At 59.6% G+C, this 20,775-nt stretch carries 17 protein-coding genes; 15 read left to right on the top strand and 2 right to left on the bottom strand.

The window, feature by feature from the left end:
- Window positions 1–338 precede the first annotated feature (338 nt).
- The gene (locus F7D09_RS09735; protein ID WP_152235301.1) at window positions 339–602 is read left to right on the top strand and encodes a PqqD family protein; all 264 of its coding nucleotides are present in this window, start codon (window positions 339–341) and stop codon (window positions 600–602) included.
- Complete coding sequence (locus F7D09_RS09740; RefSeq protein WP_226836231.1) at window positions 599–1,267, top strand: hypothetical protein; 669 nt, start codon at window positions 599–601, stop codon at window positions 1,265–1,267. Before F7D09_RS09735 ends, F7D09_RS09740 begins: the two co-directional genes overlap by 4 nt.
- Before the next feature lie 58 nt (window positions 1,268–1,325).
- Here the strand turns inward: F7D09_RS09740 and F7D09_RS09745 are convergent, their stop codons facing one another.
- Together F7D09_RS09745 and F7D09_RS09750 are read right to left on the bottom strand one after the other, a co-directional pair.
- Window positions 1,326–2,576, bottom strand: coding sequence for a nucleotidyltransferase family protein (locus tag F7D09_RS09745; protein WP_152235302.1), 1,251 nt, complete (start codon window positions 2,574–2,576; stop codon window positions 1,326–1,328).
- A 263-nt stretch (window positions 2,577–2,839) separates the two neighbouring features.
- Window positions 2,840–3,955, bottom strand: a complete 1,116-nt coding sequence (locus F7D09_RS09750; protein ID WP_152235303.1) for a glycosyltransferase family 2 protein — start codon at window positions 3,953–3,955, stop codon at window positions 2,840–2,842.
- 589 nt (window positions 3,956–4,544) lie between these two features.
- Between F7D09_RS09750 and F7D09_RS09755 the strand changes: the two genes are divergently transcribed.
- From F7D09_RS09755 to F7D09_RS09820, 13 genes are all read left to right on the top strand, one after another.
- Window positions 4,545–6,110 carry a sugar transferase gene (locus tag F7D09_RS09755; RefSeq protein ID WP_152235304.1) on the top strand — a complete coding sequence of 522 codons (1,566 nt, stop codon included), beginning with the start codon at window positions 4,545–4,547 and terminating at the stop codon, window positions 6,108–6,110.
- 118 nt (window positions 6,111–6,228) lie between these two features.
- The gene (locus tag F7D09_RS09760; protein ID WP_152235305.1) at window positions 6,229–8,310 is read left to right on the top strand and encodes a DUF4012 domain-containing protein; all 2,082 of its coding nucleotides are present in this window, start codon (window positions 6,229–6,231) and stop codon (window positions 8,308–8,310) included.
- A gap of 109 nt (window positions 8,311–8,419) precedes the next feature.
- Window positions 8,420–10,354 carry a polysaccharide biosynthesis tyrosine autokinase gene (locus F7D09_RS09765; RefSeq protein ID WP_193312435.1) on the top strand — a complete coding sequence of 645 codons (1,935 nt, stop codon included), beginning with the start codon at window positions 8,420–8,422 and terminating at the stop codon, window positions 10,352–10,354.
- 295 nt (window positions 10,355–10,649) lie between these two features.
- The gene (locus tag F7D09_RS09770; protein WP_152235307.1) at window positions 10,650–11,822 is read left to right on the top strand and encodes a glycosyltransferase; all 1,173 of its coding nucleotides are present in this window, start codon (window positions 10,650–10,652) and stop codon (window positions 11,820–11,822) included.
- On the top strand, window positions 11,819–12,310 hold the full coding sequence (locus F7D09_RS09775; protein ID WP_152235308.1) for an acyltransferase: 492 nt from the start codon (window positions 11,819–11,821) through the stop codon (window positions 12,308–12,310). Before F7D09_RS09770 ends, F7D09_RS09775 begins: the two co-directional genes overlap by 4 nt.
- Before the next feature lie 147 nt (window positions 12,311–12,457).
- Window positions 12,458–13,795 (top strand): glycosyltransferase family 1 protein, encoded by a 1,338-nt coding sequence (locus F7D09_RS11545; protein WP_226836233.1) that lies wholly within the window; start codon window positions 12,458–12,460, stop codon window positions 13,793–13,795.
- Window positions 13,796–13,824: 29 nt separating this feature from the next.
- Window positions 13,825–15,018, top strand: a complete 1,194-nt coding sequence (locus F7D09_RS09790; RefSeq protein ID WP_152235309.1) for a hypothetical protein — start codon at window positions 13,825–13,827, stop codon at window positions 15,016–15,018.
- A gap of 16 nt (window positions 15,019–15,034) precedes the next feature.
- Window positions 15,035–16,138 (top strand): glycosyltransferase family 4 protein, encoded by a 1,104-nt coding sequence (locus F7D09_RS09795; RefSeq protein WP_193312436.1) that lies wholly within the window; start codon window positions 15,035–15,037, stop codon window positions 16,136–16,138.
- A 67-nt stretch (window positions 16,139–16,205) separates the two neighbouring features.
- The gene (locus F7D09_RS09800) at window positions 16,206–16,388 is read left to right on the top strand and encodes a hypothetical protein (protein WP_152235310.1); all 183 of its coding nucleotides are present in this window, start codon (window positions 16,206–16,208) and stop codon (window positions 16,386–16,388) included.
- Window positions 16,389–16,400: 12 nt separating this feature from the next.
- Window positions 16,401–17,003, top strand: a complete 603-nt coding sequence (locus F7D09_RS09805) for a hypothetical protein (protein WP_152235311.1) — start codon at window positions 16,401–16,403, stop codon at window positions 17,001–17,003.
- A 111-nt stretch (window positions 17,004–17,114) separates the two neighbouring features.
- Window positions 17,115–18,551 (top strand): acyltransferase family protein, encoded by a 1,437-nt coding sequence (locus tag F7D09_RS09810; RefSeq protein ID WP_152235312.1) that lies wholly within the window; start codon window positions 17,115–17,117, stop codon window positions 18,549–18,551.
- A gap of 2 nt (window positions 18,552–18,553) precedes the next feature.
- Window positions 18,554–19,735, top strand: coding sequence for an acyltransferase family protein (locus F7D09_RS09815; protein WP_152235313.1), 1,182 nt, complete (start codon window positions 18,554–18,556; stop codon window positions 19,733–19,735).
- Entirely contained in the window at window positions 19,735–20,676 is a 942-nt protein-coding gene (locus tag F7D09_RS09820; RefSeq protein ID WP_152235314.1) for an acyltransferase family protein, read from the top strand. The genes F7D09_RS09815 and F7D09_RS09820 overlap by 1 nt, the downstream gene beginning before the upstream one ends.
- Window positions 20,677–20,775 lie beyond the last annotated feature (99 nt).

A 20,775-nucleotide genomic window follows, 5' to 3' on the forward strand; every position in this document is an offset into this window, starting at 1 on the left:
CCCGCGCGCACCCCCGCACCCCCGCGCACCCGCCTGCACTTCTCACTCCCAACCGTCACAGCGTGTACCTACCCGCTGTGACGTTGCCGGCGCATCCCTTGGGAATGCTGGGTTTTGCGTATTGCGTCACAGCGTGTACCTACCCGCTGTGACATAATGCGAGATGCACATGTCAGGCATGTCTCCGCCGTGACGTCGTTTCTGCCGCCGTGACGTCGCTTCTGCCGGAGCACCAGTCTCCGCGTCCCCGCGCCGTCGCCCCCGTAGCCGCCCCGCGGTACCATCGAAACGTTGCGACGGACATGAGGGAGACTCCGCCGCGGGAAAGGCAAGCTGATATGAGACTCAAGGACGGATTCGTACTGCGTGACGTCGCCGGCCAGACCGTGGTCATCGCCACCGGCGAGGCGAGCGAGCACTTCCACGGCATGGTCAAGCTCAACGAAACCGGCAAGCTGATTTGGCAGGCGCTCGCCGACGGCAAGGGCCGCGACGAGATCGTCAGCGAGCTCACCCGGCAGTTCGAGGTGACCGCCGAGCGTGCCGGCGCCGACGTCGACACGTTCATCAACCAGATGTCCGCCAACGGTTTCCTCGCGTGAACGATACCGTCACCGCCGTCACGTGCGAGGCCGCTGGGGGAGCGGCCGTCGAGAGTGACCGCACCGTTTTCGATGTATCTTCCGTCTCGCCGGACGCTGCTCCGGACGCTGCGTCGGCTGCCACTCTGTCCATCGAGCAGATGCTGGCCGCCGAAGGCGTGATGGTGTCCACCACGTCCGGCTGGAGCATGTGGCCGCTGCTGCGCAATCGACGCGACACGATCATCGTGCGCAGTCCGGCCGACGTGCACGCCGACGGACTGCCGCACCGGCATGACGTGGTGCTGTATCACCGTCCGGCAGACCCGGCGACCGGCGTGCGTGAGGCGTACGTGCTGCACCGGATTGTCGATGTGGAGCGCGGTGCGTCGTCCAGCGCGTCCGATTCCGTTGCGCCGGAGACGGTCTACATCATCCGCGGCGACAACACGTTCGTGGACGAGCACGTGCCTGCTCACCAGATCATCGGCATTCTCGACGGCTGCTACCGTGCGAACCGGCCGGTTGACCTTGAGGGCCGCCGGTACCGCGCCTATGTGCGCGTGTGGCTGGCCATCTACCCGCTGCGCCGCCTGTGGCACGCCGGCTGGACCATGCGGCTGCGTCCGGCGCTCGCCCGCACCCCGTTGCGCGCGCTGTGGAAGGCGCTGCGCGCCCGCCGCTGACGACGTCGCGCGACGCTGCTCTCGCAACGTCGCCGTCAGCGACACCCGCCGCCTGCACCTACTTGCGTGTGAACAGCATCCGCAGTTCGGCGGCGATCTTGCCGCTGTTATGCCGCACGCCCTTCGCCAGCCGGTAGAACGGCATGAACGGCACCAGCCACGGCTTGCCCTCCACCCACGGATACATGGAAATCAACATGTTATATGACGGGAAGATGCGTTCTCTCAGATAAGTTCCTCTGCCGAATCCACCTCGAGCGGATTGGGCTTTGGCTATTTCCCGTTGCATCTTAAACTGCATATTGCCGTAGATCCCGGAATTCAATAGGATGCCAAGAAAAACAAGGTCGTCGTTGTCGCTGAGTGCATCTCCAGCTCTCACCCGTCCTTGAGAGATATCATCATTGGTCAGCACCCTTGCGACCGAGTCTTTGCCGAATGCGATTGTTGCCACTCGGCTCACTTGCTGCTCGAAAGCGGTTAGTTTCATCGTTTTCAGCTCGCGTCTGATATACGTCCAGTCTGCTTTGCCGAGAGCTTTTAGAAACACCCATTCGTCAATGGCGAATCGGATGCCACAGCCACAGCTTTCGTCATAATGCTTATACATGTGGGCGATATGGAACAGGTAGTGGTCTTCCATGCGCCAGCGCATGTTTCCATGATTTCCTTGTATAGCTTTTTCCCACGGGTTTGCATAATAATCGGCATGTGCATTACAAGGCATTGCTACACTATCGAACATTTCAAAATGTGCGACTGGTGGTTTCACAAAACTTATCACGCCGTAGTTTTCTTCGGCGGTGGTGTATCCGAGCTGCTGCATGACATCTCGGACGACGGTTTCGCCGGCCTTGCGCATGTTGTCGCGCACCCGCCATCCACCGTTATTCGTCGTCTCGATGAACCCATACAGAATGTCGTTGTCCGACATCGAGCGCATGCCCGGCTGCGGGTAGAGCGCGCACGTGTTCGGCCCCTTCAGCGTCATGGTCGACAGCCCCTGTGCTTCGAGCGCGCACAGCACGGTCTCGCGCTCGGCGTCGAACGTGAGCTCGCGGAACAGCGTCATGTCGGCCGCGCTCTGCCATGCCGCCGCCAGCTGGTCGTCCAACGGCTGCGTGGGGTGCTCCGGCATGCCCATCCAGGCGATGGCCTCGACCTTGTTGATTTTCGCATACTGCCAGACGTCCGCCCATGTCACGCCGGCCGGCTTGTCGTCTGCTCGCCGTCCGCGCAGCGCCCGCGCGATCATGTGGCACAGGTACAGTCCGGCGTCGAGGTTGGGTTGGGTCTGGGTTGTCGGCATGTCACGTCCCTTCTGTCGAGTTTCAGTATACCGGCCGGGTGGGCGGAAGAGTTTGGCCGTCGTCGGCCGCTGTCGGCCGTCATGCCTGTCCGCTGTCGGCCGTCGCCTACCGACGACGACCGCCGCGACACGCCCGAGTTGGTTGCACGCTCGAACGATACGGTTTCGACAAATGGCGAAATACCGCCGATTGTCGAAACCCTATCGTTCGACCGTGCAGCGGTCTTCGGTGTGTCGCGCCAAGGCGGCAACGCCGGCAGCCGCTACCGCCCTCGCCGAACTATGTCGTACACGTCGAACAGCAGGTCGTATGCAAGCCGGCTTGCGCAAAACAGCCGGATTCGCAACCGTCCGGTCCGTCCGATTCCGGGTGCCCGTAGCGCTGCGTCACGGTTCTGCTGCACCTCGTTGACAACCATGCTGTCCCACGCTCTCGTGTCGCCCGGCAGCCGCCTGACCAGCCGATGCAGTCTCATGTATTGCAACACCGTCTGATAGGCGAGACGTGGGTCGTTGTTGGCGTATCCCAGCGCCGCGCACGCCTGCCGCATGGCCGTGATAGCTCTAATGAAGTCCTGTGCCTGTTGTCTGTTGGGCTGTCGAGGATGTGACAGTGAGTTACGCCGTTGCCGGTATCTATAAATGGGAGTTGCGAGCAGTATGATTGAATCGGCTCGGCGTAATAGGGGAATTATAATTTCCAGATCTTCGCACACTCGATTGTCTGGGAACGGCATGTCAAGGTACCACTGCCGTGGTGCCAGTTTGGCCCACACCGAAATCGGCAGGTATCCCGTCAGCATAGCGGCAACTGCCTGATTGGGGTGGAGGCGAGTCGAAGAAGCTGACTGAATGGGGCCATGTGGTGGCCGTCCGGTTCGGAACGGTTTGAACGTTCCAACCACTAGTGCTATCGGTGCAACTTCGGCGGCAGGTTGCATATTATTTGTCTGATTATGAACTACGTCAACATTGTCGGTCTCGCGGTGTCTTGCGTCCGTGGCCTCCTTCTTTCCCAGCCCCGCCCACAGCGCCGTCAGATAATCCTGGGTCACCATGTCGTCGCCGTCGACGAACGTGACGTACTCGCCGCGCGCCTGCCGCACGCCGAAGTTGCGTGCGGCCGACAGCCCGTGGTTAGCTGTGTGAAAAACGCGGATGGCGGCGTCGGCCGCCGCGTAACGGTCCGCGATCGCGCCGGTCGCGTCGTGCGAGCCGTCATCCACGACGATGATCTCGCAGCGCACGCCGGACGGAACATCCATGGCAAGCAGCGAGTCCAGGCATTCGGCCGCGAACGGCGCCACGTCGTACATCGGCACGATCACGGACACAAGCGTCGCGGCGTTCCCGCCTGCCGCCTCGCCTGTTGCGTCCATCGTCCCGTCCTTGCCTGTCGTGTTGTCGTTCTTTCGCCACCGCCGTGCATCCCACGGCTGTCGTCATGCCCACTATACCCGTTCGTTTGTGCGCGTCCTGCGACATCCCCAACCGACCGTACCCGAAGCGCACCGTCCGAGTACGTTTCGTCAGGAAAAGTCAACGGACCGTACTCGGGCGGGGGTGTTCGAGTACGTTCCGTCGAGAAAAGACAACCGACCGTACTCGAAGGAGCTGCTACGGGTACGTTTTGTCGATGGGTCGTCGGCCCGGACTTGGCCCCCTCGGTGGAGGGGGCTGTCGGCGGAGCCGACTGGGGGAGCGCCACCCGCTACCCCAACCGACCGTACTCGTACGTCCGCTCCGAGTACGTTCGGTCACGAAAATATGACGGAGCGTACTCGTAGAGCGGCTTAGAGTACGTTCCGTTGAGACGCACACCGCCCCGCGCCGCCCAGCCCGCACAATGACCGCCGCAATCCCGCGGGGGGGGGCTCGCTGATACACTCAATGGGCTAGACTTTGCATAGTTGACGGCTGTTCCGGCCATGAGAAGTGCGTTTGACCGAAACGGAGAGAGAACTGGACATGAATACGACTGCGAGCGCGAGCAAAACCGAAACACGTACCGAATCCTCGGCTCGTCTCAACGCACTCCGGCAGCATCAGCTTTCGCGCGTCATGTATTGGCGCTTCTTCGTGAATCTCGGCCTCATGCTGTGCGACGCGGCCATGTTCATCATCGGCGGCGCGCTCGTGCTGGACCTCCGCCACGAGAGCGGCGACCTGCGGGCGATGCGCTTCGACTTCGACCTGTCCACGAACGTGTATCTTGTCATCGTCGCGGTCATCTGGGTGTTCTGCCTGTACAAGGTCGGCATCTACCACCGTCATGTGATGGGCGACGGTTACCAGCTCAACGTCCTGCTGGTCAAGGGTGCGCTGCTGTGCTGGATCGCGCAGTGCGCGCTGAGCTTCTTCTTCGGCTTCGACCTGGCGCTCACCACGGTCATGCTGATGGCCGGCGCGGCGTTCGCGTTCAATGCGGTCGAGCGCATCCTGGCCCGGTGGGTGATCACGCGCAGCCGCGCGAAGGGCGCGTACGCCTACGGCACGGTCATCGTCGGTTCGCCGCGCGGCATCGGCCGTACGCTGCATTTTCTGTCGAACAAGCGGCAGCTGAACTACCGTCCGGTGGCGGTGTGCCCGATTCGTTTCAACGAGGAGACCGGCCGCGTGGAGGCCGATCCGGACACCGACGAGCTGCTCAAGCAGATGGTGCTCAACTGGGGGTCGCGCCTGACCGTCATCCCGTACACCGAGCATGATCTTGCGGAACGGTTCGTCAACATGCAGGTGCAGACGGTCATGGTGTGCGACGTGCTGCGCCGGTTCTCCGACAATTTCAACGTGTTCTCGGTGCGCATGGAGTCGCTGGGCCTGGAGCTCGCGCTCATCACGTCCGCGGCCGACGCGGGCGGCCATGAGACGCAGATCCGCCAGATTCAGGGCACGACCGTGCTCACCCTGCGCCTGCCGCAGTACCGTGCCTCCACCCGCCTGCTCAAGCGCATTCTTGACCTTGTCGTCTCGTCGCTGGCGATCGTCCTGTCGCTGATCGTCACCGTTCCGGTCGCCATCGCCATCAAGCTCGAGGACCATGGCCCGGTCTTCTACCGGCAGAAGCGCATCGGCCTGCGTGGCAAGCCGTTCATGATGATCAAGTTCCGTTCCATGGTCACCAACGCGGACGCGCTCAAGAAGAAGCTGGCCGAGCAGACCGGCCAGGAGGACCGGTTCATCTTCAAGATGAAGAACGACCCGCGCATCACCAGGGTCGGCCGGTTCATCCGCCGCTTTTCGATCGACGAGCTGCCGCAGTTCATCAACGTGTGGATGGGCGACATGTCGGTCGTCGGCCCGCGCCCGCCGCTGCCCGAGGAGTATGCACGCTACAACATGCTGTACGCGACGCGCATGCTCGTCAAGCCGGGCATCACCGGCCCCTGGCAGGTCTCCGGCCGCTCCGACCTGGACGAGGAGGAGAGCGAGCAGCTGGACGTCGCCTATGTGCAGAACTGGTCGATTGCCGGCGATATCATGCTCATGTTCCGTACCGTGGGAGCGGTGCTCAGTCATAAGGGCGCGTACTGACGGTTCGCGCCGCCTCCGGCCCGTCTTTCCGTTGCGGAAAGTCCGGGAACAAGTGCCGGGGGTGTGCAGGGTCCCGTCATGAGACCGCCCGTTACGAGCGAAAGAGACTACGAACGAGATGAGTGAGCTGCAGGGGGCGTCCGGCCCGGAATCTTCGGACGACAGTACACAATCGAACCGTATCGACAACCCGGCCGTGCATGCCGCGGACACGCACGCCGGCACGCCCGACCCCGGCTACGCCATCCCCGTGCCGTTGCCGCCGGCCCAGCGTCACCATCGTGACGATTCCCCGATCCTTGACGGCGTGCCCGACGACGCCGACGCCGCCGACGCCGCCCCCGACCTGTCCGCGTTCACCCAGGAGGAGATGCGCGAGGCCAGGGTCGAGCATCATCATCACGGCGAACGCCGCCGCATGAGCCCCGAGCACATCGCCCGTCTGAAGCGTCGTCGCCGTCGCCGCCGCATCCTGATCGGCGTGCTCGTCGTGTTGCTGCTCATCGCCGCCTACGTGGCATTCATGGGCTACTCCGCGTTCAAGGTCAAGAAGGCGGTCACGCAAGTCATGCAGGGCGCGTCCGCCGCACCCGCCGCCATCCAGTCCGGCGACGTTGCCGCCGCGAAGTCCGCAGTCAGCACGCTGACCGCCGGCGTGGACGGCGCCTGGCATGAGACGAAGTCGCCTGCGTGGGGCGTGCTCGAGTACCTGCCGTACTTCGGCGACGATGTGAAGGCCGCGCGCGGCGCCATCGACGTGCTGCACACGGTCTCCACGGAGGCGTTGCCCAAGCTGACCGCCGCGATGGACAGTCTCAACCCCAAGTCGATCACCGTCAAGGACTCCACGGTCTCCATGCCCGGCCTGGCCGCCTCCGCCGAAGGCCTCACGCACGCCGACTCCGTGCTGCAGGACGCGCTCGTGGACCTGCGCAACCTGCCCACGCCGCACATCACCCAGCTGCGTACCGCGCTCGACAAGGCGACGGGCGGCTTCAACACGCTCAGCGGCCTGGTCGACGTGTTCGCGCGCATCTCCAAGACGGCGCCCACCATGCTCGACCTTAACGGCACGAGCGCGCGCACGTACCTGATCATCGCGCAGAACAACGCCGAGGTGCGCCCGACCGGCGGCCTGCCCGGCTCGTGGGGCACGCTGAGCGTCAGCCACGGCAAGCTGACACTGTCGAACTTCGTGCCGGAAACCGACCTGCCGCTGCTGAGCAGCCCGGTCATCTCGGAGACGAGCGACGAGCGCGGCCTGTTCGGCCTCGACCTGGTCACCAAGCCGCATGACGTGAACTTCACGCCCGACTACCCGCGCGCCGCGCAGATCGCGCAGGCCATGTGGCAAAAGGCGAAAGGCCAGAAGGTCGACGGCGTGATCATGATCGATCCGGTGCTGCTGCAGGACCTGCTCAAGGTGACCGGCGGCATCACCCTGCCCGGCGGCATCGTCATGAACGGCGACAACGCCGTGCGCTACCTGTTGCACGACAGCTACGCGGTCGGCCTCACCCCCGCCCAGCAGGACGCCGCGTTCTCGCTGGTCGCCGCCGAATCGTTCCAGCACATCCTCAAGTCGGCCGGTGCCAACTCGACCCAGCTGGTCAAAGCGGTCATGGACTCCACGAACAACGGCCATCTCAAGGTCTGGTCAAGCCACCCGAACGAGCAGCAGTACATCTCCGGATCGGCCATCGCCGGCGAGCTGGAAGTCAAGCCGGCCGAGCCGAACGTCGGCGTGTACTTCTCCGACGGCACGCAAGGCAAGATGGACTGGTACCTCGAGCGCAAGGTCACGGCCGCGAAAAGCCGCGACCTGGCCGACGGCTCGAGCCAGTACAAGGTCCACGTGACCATGGCGAACACGGTCGACCCCGCCGAGGCCGCGAGCCTGCCGGACTATGTGACCGGCAAGGGCATGTCCGAACGGTCGGAAGATGTACAAACCGGGGAGATTGTCACCATGGTGTACGTCTACGCGCCCGCGGATGGCAGACTGGTAGACTGGAAGTTCAGCGACGGGGGCAAGTTCGACACGGTCACCACGCACAACGGCCTGACGGTCGGCGCGAAGCAGGTGCGGCTCAAGCCCGGCGAGAGCGCGGATTTCACCGTCACCGTGCAGACCTCGGCCAAGGCCGCGGGCACGCAGCTGCAGATTCGGCAGACCCCGCTGATACGAGACGAACAGTGAGCGCGTGCGGATACATCCCGGACGCGAACGCAGAGAGACAAAGAACCGAGAGACAACGAGAGAACGACATGCGAAACGCATTGTACGTACCGAGAAAAGGAGCAGACCGGTGAACGTTGCCGACTTGTTGAAGATCCTGAGGAAGTTCTGGATCCTTGAGATAGCGATATTCGCTGTCGTGACCGGCTTCTCCTACTGGCAGGTCCAGCAGCAGACGCGCATCTACAGCGCCAGCACGCAGGTGTTCGTCCGCACGAACTCGCAGACCACCGACCTGAGCTCCGTGAACGCGAGCCTGTACGCCATCTCCAACCAGATGAAGACGTACACCGAGCTGGTCGGCACCGAGCGCGTGCTGCAGCCCGTCATCGACACGCTCGGCCTGAAGACCACCACCGGCTCGCTCGCCGGCCGTGTGACCGCGACCGTGGGCAGCGGCACGATGATGACCATCACCGCGCAGGACACGAGCCCGCAGGGCGCCGCGGACATCGCCAACGAGACCGCGAAGAGCCTGCAGAACGTCATCACCACCAACCTGTACACCGACGGCAGCAAGCTGAGCACGCCGATTGAGTTCAACGTGGTGCAGAAGGCGTACCCGAACAACACGCCCATCTCGCCGGACGTGCAGGCGGCCGTGTTCAAGGGCGCGATGACCGGTCTCGCGTTGGCCGTGTTCGTGGCGCTGCTGCTCGGCTTCATGGACCAGAAGATTCGCCAGTCGTCCGACGTGGAGGCGATCGTCGACAGCCCGGTGCTCGGCTCGGTGCCGCGCATGAAGGTGCTCGGCGGTTCGGCCCCGGCGATCATCGCGCAGCCGGCGGGCGCCGCCGCCGAGGCGATTCGCCGTATCGCCGCGAACCTGGTGTTCGTGGTGCCGAAGGACCACGCCGAGGCGAACGTCATCGTCGTCACGTCCGGCTCGGCCGGCGAAGGCAAGAGCACCATGTCCGTGAACCTGGCCGCCGCGTACGCGGAGAAGGGCGACAGCGTGCTGCTCATCGACGCCGACCTGCGTAAGCCGAGCGTCGCCAAGTACCTGGGCATCAACGGTTCCGTGGGCCTGACGCACCTGATCACCGGCCAGGCCGACTCGAAGTCCGTGATCCAGCGGTACTGGAAGAGCAACTTCCACGTGCTGCCGGCGGGTCCCCGTTCCGTGAACCCGAGCCTGTTGCTCAGCTCCGACACGATGAAGCAGGCGCTCAAGAAGCTCAGCGAATACTACGATCACGTGATCATCGACACCACGCCTATGGACGTGGCGAACGACGCCGCATCCTTCGCGAAGGACGGTGCGCTCGTCGTGCTCGTGGCCGGCCTGAACGTGGCCACCAAGAAGTCGCTGCGCGGCGTGGTCAACGAGTTCGGCGTCATCGGCGCCTCGATCACCGGCACCGTGATCAACTACGCGCAGCGTGAGAAGCATCACGGCAAGTATTACTACTACTATCACGACGACGGCAAGAAAGAGGAGAAGGTCGAGGCCGCTCCTGCATCCGTGGCGTCGATCGACGGCACCGGCGCGGTGAACCGCGAGGTCAACGCCCCGCAGCACGGCCAGCGCAAGGCCGTCTCCAAGCCGGTCAAGGCCGAGGCTGTGGCTGCGGCTCCGGTGAAGGCCGAGACCGAAGCCACCGTGCCGGCGCGCAAGGCCAAGGCTGCGGCTGCGACCCGCAAGGCCGAGTCCGCCGCGCCCGAGAGCGCTACCGTTGCGACTGTGGCTGCGCGGACCGCCAAGTCGGTTGCTGAGGCTGCGGGCGTTGCGCGGACCGCCAAGTCAGCCGCCGTCGCTCCGGCTGCGGCCGTCGCAGCCGCTGAGGCAGCTGCTCCGGCTCCGGTCGCTGCGGTTGCCGCGGCGCCCGTTGCGGCAGCGCAGACCGCGAAGATCGCCGTGGCCGTGCCCGCCCCGGTGCCGGCTGCGCCTGCTGCCCCGGCCGACGCGCCCTCCGGTGTTGACGAGCCCGTCCACATCGAAGCCCACAACACCCCGGCCCACCACAAGTCCGCCAAGTCCGTAGCCTCCGTCCGTCACCACTGAGAATCGGACGGCAGTGCCGTTCTCGCCCCCCTCGGTGGAGGGGAGGCAGGAACGGATTTAACCCACATGGATCAGAATCTCGGCCCCCTCGGTGGAGGGGGCTGTCGGCGGAGCCGACTGGGGGAGCGCCGCCCCCGCTGGCGGGGGCTCCCGCGGAGCGGGTGGGGGTGGTTCCCGCTTCGCGACCTGTCTCGCTCCGCCCCCGTGGGGTCGTCACGGCCATCGGCCCGCGACTAGGGAGCGCCACCCGCTTCCAGAATCACCTGTATTTCCCAACCCAGAAAAGACCCACCCCATGCCGAAGACGAAAGTCCTGCTCATCCTCGAGTCGCAAGGCGGCTCGCGCCGCCACGTGGTCGACCTCATCCACGGGCTTGACCCCGCCCGGTTCGAGGTGACCCTCATCTACGGCACCTCGCGCATGGACAAGCAGTTCATCGAAGGCCTCGACGACCTCGCCCGCTACGCCCGCCTCATCCCCTGCGACCACCTGGTTCGCCCGATCAGCCCCAAGGACGAGCTCGCCGCACTCAAGCAGGTGCGCTGCGTCATCCGCGAGATCAGGCCGGACGTCGTCCACTGCCACAGCTCGAAGGCCGGCATCATCGGCCGTCTCGCCGCCAAACTCGAGCACGTCCCCAAGGTCTTCTACACCCCGCACGCCTACTCCTTCCAGGCGCCGGAGTTCGGCGGCAAGAAGCGCGTCGTCTTCGTCGGCCTGGAACGCTGGTTCAGCCGCCACGCCACCACCTGCACGTTCAACGTGTCCGCCGGCGAGCGCGACGCCGCTCTCGCCGAAAAACTGGACGCGCCCTCCAAGTTCGACGTGATCGTCAACGGCATCCCCGACGAGCCGGTCCCGTCGCGCGCTCAGGCTCGCGCGGCGCTGGGACTGCCGGCTGACGGCAAGGTCGTCGGCGTGACGGCTCGCATGGTCGAGCAGAAGGACCCCATGACGTTCGCGCGCATCGCCGCCGCCGTGACCGCAGCCGATCCCACGGTCACGTTCGTCTACATCGGCGACGGTCCGCTGGAACAGGACGTGCACGAGTATCTGAACGCTGCCGGCGGCGACGTCGCCGAGCGCGTGCGGCTGCTCGGCTACCGTGAGGACGCGGACGCGGTGGTGTCCGCGTTCGACGCGTATCTGCTGACGTCGCTGTACGAGGGCATGCCGTATTCACTGATCGAGGCGTTGCGTGCGGGGGTGCCGGTCGTCACGACCGACGTGACCGGCAACAACGAGGTCGTGCGGCCGGGCGTGAACGGCGAGCTGTTCCCTGCGGGCGACGCCGAAGCCGGGGCCGCGGCCGTGCGGCGTGTGCTAGCCGAGCCGCCGACGCGCGAGGCCGTGCGCGGTTCGTATTTGGATCGTTTCACCGCGGACCGCATGGTTGACGCCATCGCCGCGCACTATCAAGGACTTGGCCGTGACGGCGGCCGTAACGGAGGGAAGTCGACACGATGATACTGATCAAAGTGTGGTACCGCATCACTGGACTGCTGCTCAAGGCGCTGTACAAGATCGTCTATGGTCGGCACATGCGCTGGGGCAAGGCGTTCCACATGCGCAAGGGGTTCCAGGCGACCGTGGAGAACGGCGGCGAGATCGTGATCGGCGACGACGTGTTCTTCAACAACGGCTGCGGCGTGCACGCGCGCAAGCGCATCGAGATCGGCAGCGGCACGATCTTCGGCGAGAACGTGCACATCTACGACCACAATCACCGGTTCGCCGATCCTGACGTTCCGATCAAGGACCAGGGCTATACGGAAGGCGCGGTGACCATCGGACGGCACTGCTGGATTGGCTCGAACGTGACGATTCTCAAGGGCGCCACCATCGGCGACAACGTGGTGATCGGCGCCGGCTGCACGATCGCGGGCGACGTGCCCTCCGACGTGGTCGTGCGTCAGACGCCCACGCTCGAGACGACCGCCATCCGTCGCCCGTAACCTCGGCCCCCTCGGGTGGAGGGGGCTGTCAGCGAAGCTGACTGGGGGAGCGCCACCCGCCAGGACTGTCGGACGCACCCTCCAGGAGTCCAAACAAGCTATATACGATTGCAATGTTAAGGTAACAACATGGAGCGGAAGCGGAATATGAACGAACAACACACAGCCGGGACCCCCGAGCGGGTGCTCGTGCTGGACACGGTCATGGACCGCGGCGGCGCCGAAACCATGATGATGAACTATCTGCGGCACATGGACCGCAGCAAGGTCATCTACGATTTTCTGGTCAACCGCGACTATCGTGCCGCCTACGAGGACGAGATCGAATCGCTCGGCGGCCGCATCTACCGCATGTGCCCCATGTACCCGCAGTATTTCGGCCGCTATAAGAAGGAGATTCGCGAGTTCCTCAAAGCGCACCCGGAGTATCACATCATCCACTCGAACCTTGAGGAGCGCAGCTATTTCGGCCTGCGCGAGGCGGCCAAGCTCGGCGTTCCGGTCCGCATCGCCCACGCGCACAACCGTCCGGTCGGCTTCGACGTCAAGTCCATTTTCCGCGAATACTTCCGCATGAGGCTGCCCAAGTATGTCACGCACATGTTCGCGTGTGGCGAGGAGGCCGGCGACTGGTTGTTCGGCGTGAAGAACCGTTCGCGCGTCATCCAGCAGCGAAACGCCATCGACACGTCGTTGTACCGTTACGACCCCGCCATCCGCGCCGCCGTCCGCGCCGAAATCATGGGTAACGCCCCCACGCTCTCGCAGACAGGTGCCGTCGAGCGCAACTCGACCCCCACACCCACGCCCCCGCAGACGGAGCCTGCCGCGCGCAGCTCGACCCCTACCTCTACGCCCCCGCTGGCGGGGGCTGTCGAGCACAGCTCGACTGGGGGTGGTCACCCCGGCGACACCACCTTCGTCCTCGGTCACGTCGGCCGCTTCTTCCCCCAGAAAAACCACACGTTCCTGATCGACATCTTCGCCGCGGTCCACCGTCAGCGGCCGGACAGCGAGCTGTGGCTGGTCGGCGGCGGCGAACTGAACGACGAACTCAAGAACCAGATCCGCGCGAAGGTCGACCAGCTCGGCCTGCACGACTGCGTGCGATTCCTTGGCGTGCGTTCCGACGTGAACCGTATCATGCAAGGCATGGACGCGTTCGTGCTGCCGAGCCTGTTCGAGGGCCTGCCGGTCACGATGATCGAAGCGCAGGCGTCCGGCCTGCCGTGCACGATTTCCGACCATGTGCCCGTGCAATGCGACGTGACCGGCAACGTGCAGGTCGTGCCGCTGGACGCGACCCCCGACGAGTGGGCGACGCAGATCCTCGCCCAAGTCGCCGCGCCAAAGGTCGCGGACCGCGCACAGGGCCCTGCGTTGGTGACCAAGGCCGGGTTTGATATCGTAAAGAACGCAGCCTGGCTGCAAGAGTTCTACCTGGACGCGCTGGCGAAAGCCGAGGCCGGCGCCGCCCGTTCCTGACCGCGGCACTTCGAGGAGGTGAATCAGACATGGCATCATTGCGTACCAACATTTTGACGCTGTTCCCGCGCATGACCCGCAAGCAGCGGCGTCAATACCGTCAGAACGTGGCGATCCGTAATAAGCATGCGCTCATCATCATGTGCTTCCCGGTGATGTTCATCGCGAAGTTCATGGTGAACTATCTGTTGCCGCCGAAGTACTTCTTCGATAACAACCGAATCTTATCGATGGTGAACGGTACGGCTGGCGATGCCGCATGGGGCGGCAGTTATGAGGTGGCTGCCGGCTTGTTCCAGAAAATCAATGTATTCCATTTGGAGACTATGAAGGACTGGTCCACGTGTCTGGGCTGTATTTTCACCCTCTTCGTGATGATCGTTCTGGTGGAATCAGATTCTCCGGATCTGCTGCAAGGACTGTTTACTCTTGCCACAGTCGGCCTGTTGAACATTTACATCTTCAATATTGGCAAAGATATCATCCAGTTCGCGTTCTTCTTTGCCGTGTACATGGTTCTGGTAATCCCCATCCACCATCCATGGATTAAACTAGCGGGAAGCGCGGCGATTCTTTACTATGAGAGTACGTTTTTCCGTCAATATTACGTGCTGATAGCTGCACTGGTTATTGCCGTGTACATTATTCTTACGTACTTCCGGCGGAAAAAGAAACTGTCATGGGGATCTGCGTTCGCGATTATCGGATTATTGTTCCTCACGATTTATGCAGTCATGGTGGCATCCAGCGTTGCCATGAAGGATGAGTACACCACCATCATCGGGCTTCGTGCCGGGTATGAGAATACGTTTGGGGAAGACAATGGTGGCAATATGACCACCGCCATTCAGAACAAGATTCCTGGTGACGGCCTTCCCATTTTCATGGTGAACTACATCATCAACATCTTCCGTATGTTGATTCCCATCGAGTTGGTGTCCAACGGAATCTTCTATATTCCGTTCTTCCTGTTCCAATGCGCAGTCACAGCATACGTCATCAATCTGTTGCGGCAGATCAACGTGATTGAGGACCCAAAGATTCATGTTGCCCTGTGCGTGTTTATCGGATACGTGCTGGCATCCGTCCTGTTTGAGCCGGATTTCGGCTCTTGGACCCGACATGAAGCGGCCACGTTCCCTGTACTCATGGCGTTGGTACTGAATCCATATCAGAAGGTGCCTCTCACGAATGAAGAGCGTATGCTGCACGGTATGCAGTGATGATGGAGGTTCGATAATGACCCATATCGCATTTTTTTCTGGAGACATCACCCGCTCCGGCGGCACGGAGAACGTTTCCATCATGATTGCCAACGCGCTCGTGGATTCGTTCGACCGCGATACCACCACGAGCGAGCGACCCGCCATCTCCTTCATCAGCCTCTTCGAGGAGAATCCCGAACCGTTCTTCACCATCGATGACGGCATCAGCCGGTACACGGTCTATCCCGAGCCCACGCACGGCATTCAGCACTACTTTGATACGGTGAGCCGCTTGCGCAAGCTGATTGAGGAGCATCATGTCGATACGATCATCGACATCGACGGCATCCTCGACATGTATACTCTGCCGCTGAAGCGCAAGACCGGCGTGAAGGTCATCTCGTGGGAGCATTTCAACTACCACCAGAACCCCGGCGTGCCCTATCGTAAGCTCACTCGCCGCTGGGCCGCACATAAGGCCGATGCCATCGTCACGCTCACCGACGCAGACAAGCAGCTCTATGAGCGGCATCTGCACCCACGTTGCCCGGTTATCGCCATCCCGAACCCGATGCAGACCCCGCACCCTGAGCTGCAGTACGATGCGGAGGCGGAGCTGATCATCAGCTCCGGCCGGCTCACCTACCAGAAGGGATTCGACATGCTGGTGGATGTGGCGGCCAAAGTGCTGCCGCAGCATCCCGGCTGGCAGTGGCTCATCCTCGGTGATGGCGAGGACAGCCTTACGCTCATGGAGAAGATCGTGGACGCCCGGATTGACAATCAGCTGATTCTCATGGGCCGTGTGCCTGATATGTCCTACTATTACCGCAGGGCCTCCATGTTCGTACTCACCTCCCGTTTCGAGGGATTGCCCATGGTGCTGCTGGAGGCGAAAGCCTACAAGCTGCCCATCGTTAGCTTCGATTGCGAGACCGGACCGGCTGAAATCATCGAGAACGGCATCAACGGCGACCTCACCGCCACCGGCGATATCGACGCAACCGCCGACCGCATCAACGCGCTGATCGACAGCCCAAGCAAACGCGAAGCGTACTCAGCCCATGCGCTCGACAATGCCGGCAAGTTCAGCAAGGACGTCATCCTCGCGCAGTGGCGTGAGCTGCTGTACAAGTGAAATATGTGTGGGGATGCGCAGTGTATCATAGAGTGAACTGTATTTGGTTCTCGGCGTAAGGATACTTTTGGCAGTACTCGATTTTCAGAAGGTGCATGAATGGCAGGTGCAGTCTGTAGAGCAATATAAGGCTGACGTGCATAGCAAGGATCCTGCGGTGAGAAAGCGTGCGCTGGATGAATCCCTGGCACGGTTGTTCCGCGCCGGAATCGTGGACGAGAACGGAAAGCTGCGTAAGCAGTTCTGCTAAAGGTGCTTGGTCATGTACTCCAAATTACCGCAGCTCGTTTTAGGTTTTCACGGATGTGACAAGTCCGTGCGGGATGAAGTGGTCGCCAGGGGAGGCGCACTGGTATCAAGCCAGAACAACTATGACTGGTTGGGCAACGGTGTTTACTTCTGGGAGCAGAACTGTGAGCGAGCCTATGAATGGGCGAGTCAGCAGGTGAAATGGGGTAAAGTCCAGCAGCCGGCCGTCATCGGAGCTGTCATTGACTTAGGACATTGCCTGAACCTTATGGATTCCAGATATTTGAATCTGCTGGCGGATGAATATGTGGCGCTTAAAGAAGAATTCGACAGTCACGGCTTGAAGATGCCGACGAATCACGGAAAGACCAAGGATAAGTTGTTTCGTGCCTTGGACTGTGCGGTGATTCAGCATCTGAACGATCGATTTGACCATGGCGGAGACAAGTGCGATCCCTTCGACTCGGTCAGAGGTCTGTTTTTGGAAGGTGGACCTATATATCCCGGCTCCGGTTTCATGAAGAAGACGCACATACAGATTTGCGTGAGGAATCCGAATTGCATCAAAGGGTATTTCGATCCTCGAGAGCCGGATTCAATGTATGCCATGCCATAAGCGTTGCTTACGGTGAATGGGATGAGCCATGTGTCACCTTTTGCAAGGTGCTGCCGCACTGTTACTGTGATCCCGCGATTACGAATGCATATCCTCTGATACAGTGAAACGATGGAGACAGGTGGTTACGTCGCTATGGATGCCCCTAGAGGCATCAAACAGGAAGATTATCGATACGAGGAGCACGCATCCAGAACAATGGGACGGCATTCCAAACGTGGGTTAAGTCATCAGCGGCCTTTCTCTAATCCGGCTGCCGGTGAAGCATCAAATGATGATTCGGTAGCCAAAGGAGAGTCCTTCCGTTTTTCGGATGAAAAATGGGAAGCTATCATTAACGGTGACAGCGGTAGTAAGGGTTTCTCTGACACTGCATTGCTTAATGAGCGCTTGCATAAACGCGCTTCCCACCGGAAACCACGCAAGATCCGTAATTCCAGCATCGAAATGCTGCGCATTCTCGCGATGCTCATGATTACGGCTCATCATTTTTTGGGATTCAGTGATATAAGCTTAACCGAGCAGAAACTGAGTGTGAAAAAAATACTGTTAGAGACGTTTTTGTACTCTGGCGGGAAAATCGGGGTTGTTATTTTCTTTGCTATCTCCGCATGGTATCTTTCTGATTCCACGAATATCCGTGGCAGTCTTAGACGAGCTTGGCTGTTGGAACGGGAAGTTCTTTTTTGGAGCCTGGCTTGTTTGGCTTTTACTTTTGGGTATGACCGAGATGGCATTACGCCGAATTTGCTTCTTAAATCTGTATTTCCAATCGCGATGAATGTGTGGTGGTATGCCACAGCGTATTGCGTGTTCCTGATTGTATTCCCTGTGTTCGCGCCTGCGTTGCGTTCGCTGGGTAAGTCGAAGCACGGGTATTTGTGCTGTGCTTTATTCATGATTTGGACGATATTTGAGGGTTTCGTTCCGGTGTTTTCGCTTGGATTGCACGGAGGTGATTTCCTTAGTTTTGTCTATTTGTATGCACTGCTAACATATTACAAATGGTATATGCGGCCTATCACAGTGCGATGCGCCTGGGCGATGATATCCATCGGTTATGCTTTGATTCTTTTATGTGCCGTCGCATTTGGGATTCTGTTTGATCAAACAGGTAAATTTGCCAGTGGACAGCTTTATTTTTCGGGTACAGAATATAAGCTGCCTGTAATTCTAGTCGGCTTTGGGGTATTTGTGCTTTTCCAGCAAAAGACTTACCACAGCTCGATTGTTAATACTATCGCGGCTTCGGCTTTCTCGGTGTATCTCCTGACAGATCACCCAATCATTCTTAAGTACATCTGGCATGACTGGTTTAATTTGAGCAGTATTTACCAGTCGCCTATAGTCGGTGTTCTAGTCGTATCTATTGTCTTTGTTGTTTATGCATTGTGCATGGTTTTGGATATGCTAAGAGTTGCATTATTCCGTCTGACCTTCGACCGTCATCGTGGTCGACTGTTTGATATTATTGCCGATCATGTTGCAACTTGTGCGTTGGCACGTTACATAAGAGCAAGGTTTGGAATAGAGGGAGAGGAAGACTGATAATGGCTGCACATTCTGCGCGGCGAACGCGGTTGCGAAACTCGAATATCGAGATGCTTCGCATTGTTGCAATGCTGTTAATCGTTTTTAACCATTTTCCGTGGAATGTGGATTCCATTATTAGTGGAACCTCCGGTGTCATAAGATATATTCTGCTTGATATCAATGCGCTGCTCATCAATTTTGGTGGTGTCGGCGATGATTTATTCTTCATGATTAGCGCATGGTTCCTATGCATGGAAAACCCGACCATCAAACGGAACTTACGACGTTCATGGCTACTCGAGAAGCAGCTGCTCTTCTATGCAATGCTTCTGTTCGGCATAGAAATTGCTATGTGGCGGTATGCCTCTATCGGGACGATGAGCAAAAGCGAATTGGCTATTGGTGCGGTGAACGCTTTTTTCCCTCTTGTCACTAGCCGGTGGTGGTATCCCACATCGTATGTTTTGTTTTTAATCATTCACCCGTGGGTCAATCAGGGACTTCGCTCTATTGGTCAAATGGCTCATCGAAATCTCGCGATTATCTCTGTACTGGTATGGGGTATTATTCCTTATTTTGACTTGAATATGGGGTATTCGGTATTCCTTTTCATGTACTTGTATACCTTGGTGGCGTATGCTCGATGGTATATACGAGAAGGCGCCATATCGTCATCTCATATGGTTTGGATGATTCTTATTGGATTCGTTTCTGGTTTCCTAGTCAATTGTGCAGTGCAGCTCGTCTCTCCGAATTCTCCAGTCGGAGCATTTTGGATGAATAAACCGCGGTGCCTGCCTTCGCTGCTTATGGCTTTCGGATTGATTCTGCGCGTCGCTCGCATGCCGGAGCGCAAATCGATGTTTGTGAATAAAACTGCGTCAGCCACTCTTGCGGTGTATCTGTTACTTATTTCTCCGCTTAGTGAATACGTTTCCTTATGGTGTAATCAGTATCTGGCAACAGGATGGTTGCGTTTCGGAGAGGAGTGTGCTGTAGCGATTGTTTTTTTCTGTGCTGCAATTCTTACGGATTTCATTCGGCAGGGAATCTTTGTAGTTACTGTAGATCGGCGCAAAGGTCGGTGGTTCGAACGCGCATGGTTGCGATTGAAGAAGATCCTGCCGCGTTGTATTGCTATTGATAACGATGTGCTGTCGCTTCGCAGCGTTAATGAGAAAGGGAATGGGCGTCTATAATGGCAGCTGCAGGAAAAACGCTGAGAAACCCATCTTTTCTTGGCCTTGATGCGGGCAAGATGATTGCTGCGGTTCTCGTAGTAGTTACGCATTCCAGGATATTGACGACAGTGCCGACTCCAGTGGCACGTGTTATTGGTGTCTTTATTTCATTGGCTGTGCCGTTCTTTTTCATTGTTTCAGGCTTCCTTTGCTTCCACCTGTCTAGGGGCAGCCACGATGCTGAGCTTTGGCGCACTCGGAAAGGCGCTAGTACGGGGTTATGGTTATATGTCGCATGGACGGTTGCGTATTTTCCGGCTTCCATCACATCGTTCGTCGTTGAACATGCTGGATTCAACGTTGTCACGTTTATTCGATACGTGCATAAGGTTATCTTCGTAGGCGAATGGCAGCTATGGTTCTTGCTGTCGATGGCAATAGGGTATGCCGTTATTTACGGCTTGTTGCGGATCGATAAGTCGAAGTACGCTATTTTTGCAGTAGGCCTTGCATGTTATGCAGTTTCCTGCGTCATCGAAACGTTGCAAAGTATGTCGGCGGACGAATTACCTCACGCGCTTGAGAAGGTGATAGGCATATATAATAAGGTTTTTGCATCACCCCGCGTTCTTCTGCAAGGCGTCGCATATATAACCGTTGGAATGATGCTTGCACTATGGTATGAGCGCCTGCATAAAATGCTGCAGCGGCGGAAGGTACAACTGGTTTTCGTCCTGGCGTCAAGTGCATTTGTGCTGACATTTTTCAGCTATCACGCATTTATTTCATCGAATGCACTGGTCGCGTCCGGTATTGGTGGGGTGCTTCGCTTCTTGCTGGCATTCGTGGTTGCTTGCATGTCAGTATTGTGGGTCGGGGAGGACGGTAAGGGATTGTTCAGACATATTCGGTCAGTTAGCGCTGTGACATACACCGTGTTTATTTATCTGATGGGTTGAGTGGCGACGCTGACGCTCGCACCATGCGTGGTGTTGTTTGAAAACCTACGCGTGGGAGGGGACTTCAGCGTGTGGCGCGTCGTGCGGCGCGTTTGCGGT

This window comes from Bifidobacterium leontopitheci (assembly GCF_009193355.1).
GTDB lineage: Bacteria > Actinomycetota > Actinomycetes > Actinomycetales > Bifidobacteriaceae > Bifidobacterium > Bifidobacterium leontopitheci.

Bases quoted from the DNA above. Each gene is read 5' to 3' on its own strand.
- F7D09_RS11545 (WP_226836233.1), top strand. From the start codon at position 12,458: ATGAACGAACAACACACAGCCGGGACCCCCGAGCGGGTGCTCGTGCTG.
- F7D09_RS09775 (WP_152235308.1), top strand. From the start codon at position 11,819: ATGATACTGATCAAAGTGTGGTACCGCATCACTGGACTGCTGCTCAAG.
- F7D09_RS09770 (WP_152235307.1), top strand. From the start codon at position 10,650: ATGCCGAAGACGAAAGTCCTGCTCATCCTCGAGTCGCAAGGCGGCTCG.
- F7D09_RS09810 (WP_152235312.1), top strand. From the start codon at position 17,115: ATGGAGACAGGTGGTTACGTCGCTATGGATGCCCCTAGAGGCATCAAA.
- F7D09_RS09750 (WP_152235303.1), bottom strand. From the start codon at position 3,955: ATGGACGCAACAGGCGAGGCGGCAGGCGGGAACGCCGCGACGCTTGTG.
- F7D09_RS09805 (WP_152235311.1), top strand. From the start codon at position 16,401: ATGTACTCCAAATTACCGCAGCTCGTTTTAGGTTTTCACGGATGTGAC.
- F7D09_RS09745 (WP_152235302.1), bottom strand. From the start codon at position 2,576: ATGCCGACAACCCAGACCCAACCCAACCTCGACGCCGGACTGTACCTG.
- F7D09_RS09820 (WP_152235314.1), top strand. From the start codon at position 19,735: ATGGCAGCTGCAGGAAAAACGCTGAGAAACCCATCTTTTCTTGGCCTT.
- F7D09_RS09760 (WP_152235305.1), top strand. From the start codon at position 6,229: ATGAGTGAGCTGCAGGGGGCGTCCGGCCCGGAATCTTCGGACGACAGT.
- F7D09_RS09755 (WP_152235304.1), top strand. From the start codon at position 4,545: ATGAATACGACTGCGAGCGCGAGCAAAACCGAAACACGTACCGAATCC.
- F7D09_RS09790 (WP_152235309.1), top strand. From the start codon at position 13,825: ATGGCATCATTGCGTACCAACATTTTGACGCTGTTCCCGCGCATGACC.
- F7D09_RS09795 (WP_193312436.1), top strand. From the start codon at position 15,035: ATGACCCATATCGCATTTTTTTCTGGAGACATCACCCGCTCCGGCGGC.
- F7D09_RS09735 (WP_152235301.1), top strand. From the start codon at position 339: ATGAGACTCAAGGACGGATTCGTACTGCGTGACGTCGCCGGCCAGACC.
- F7D09_RS09815 (WP_152235313.1), top strand. From the start codon at position 18,554: ATGGCTGCACATTCTGCGCGGCGAACGCGGTTGCGAAACTCGAATATC.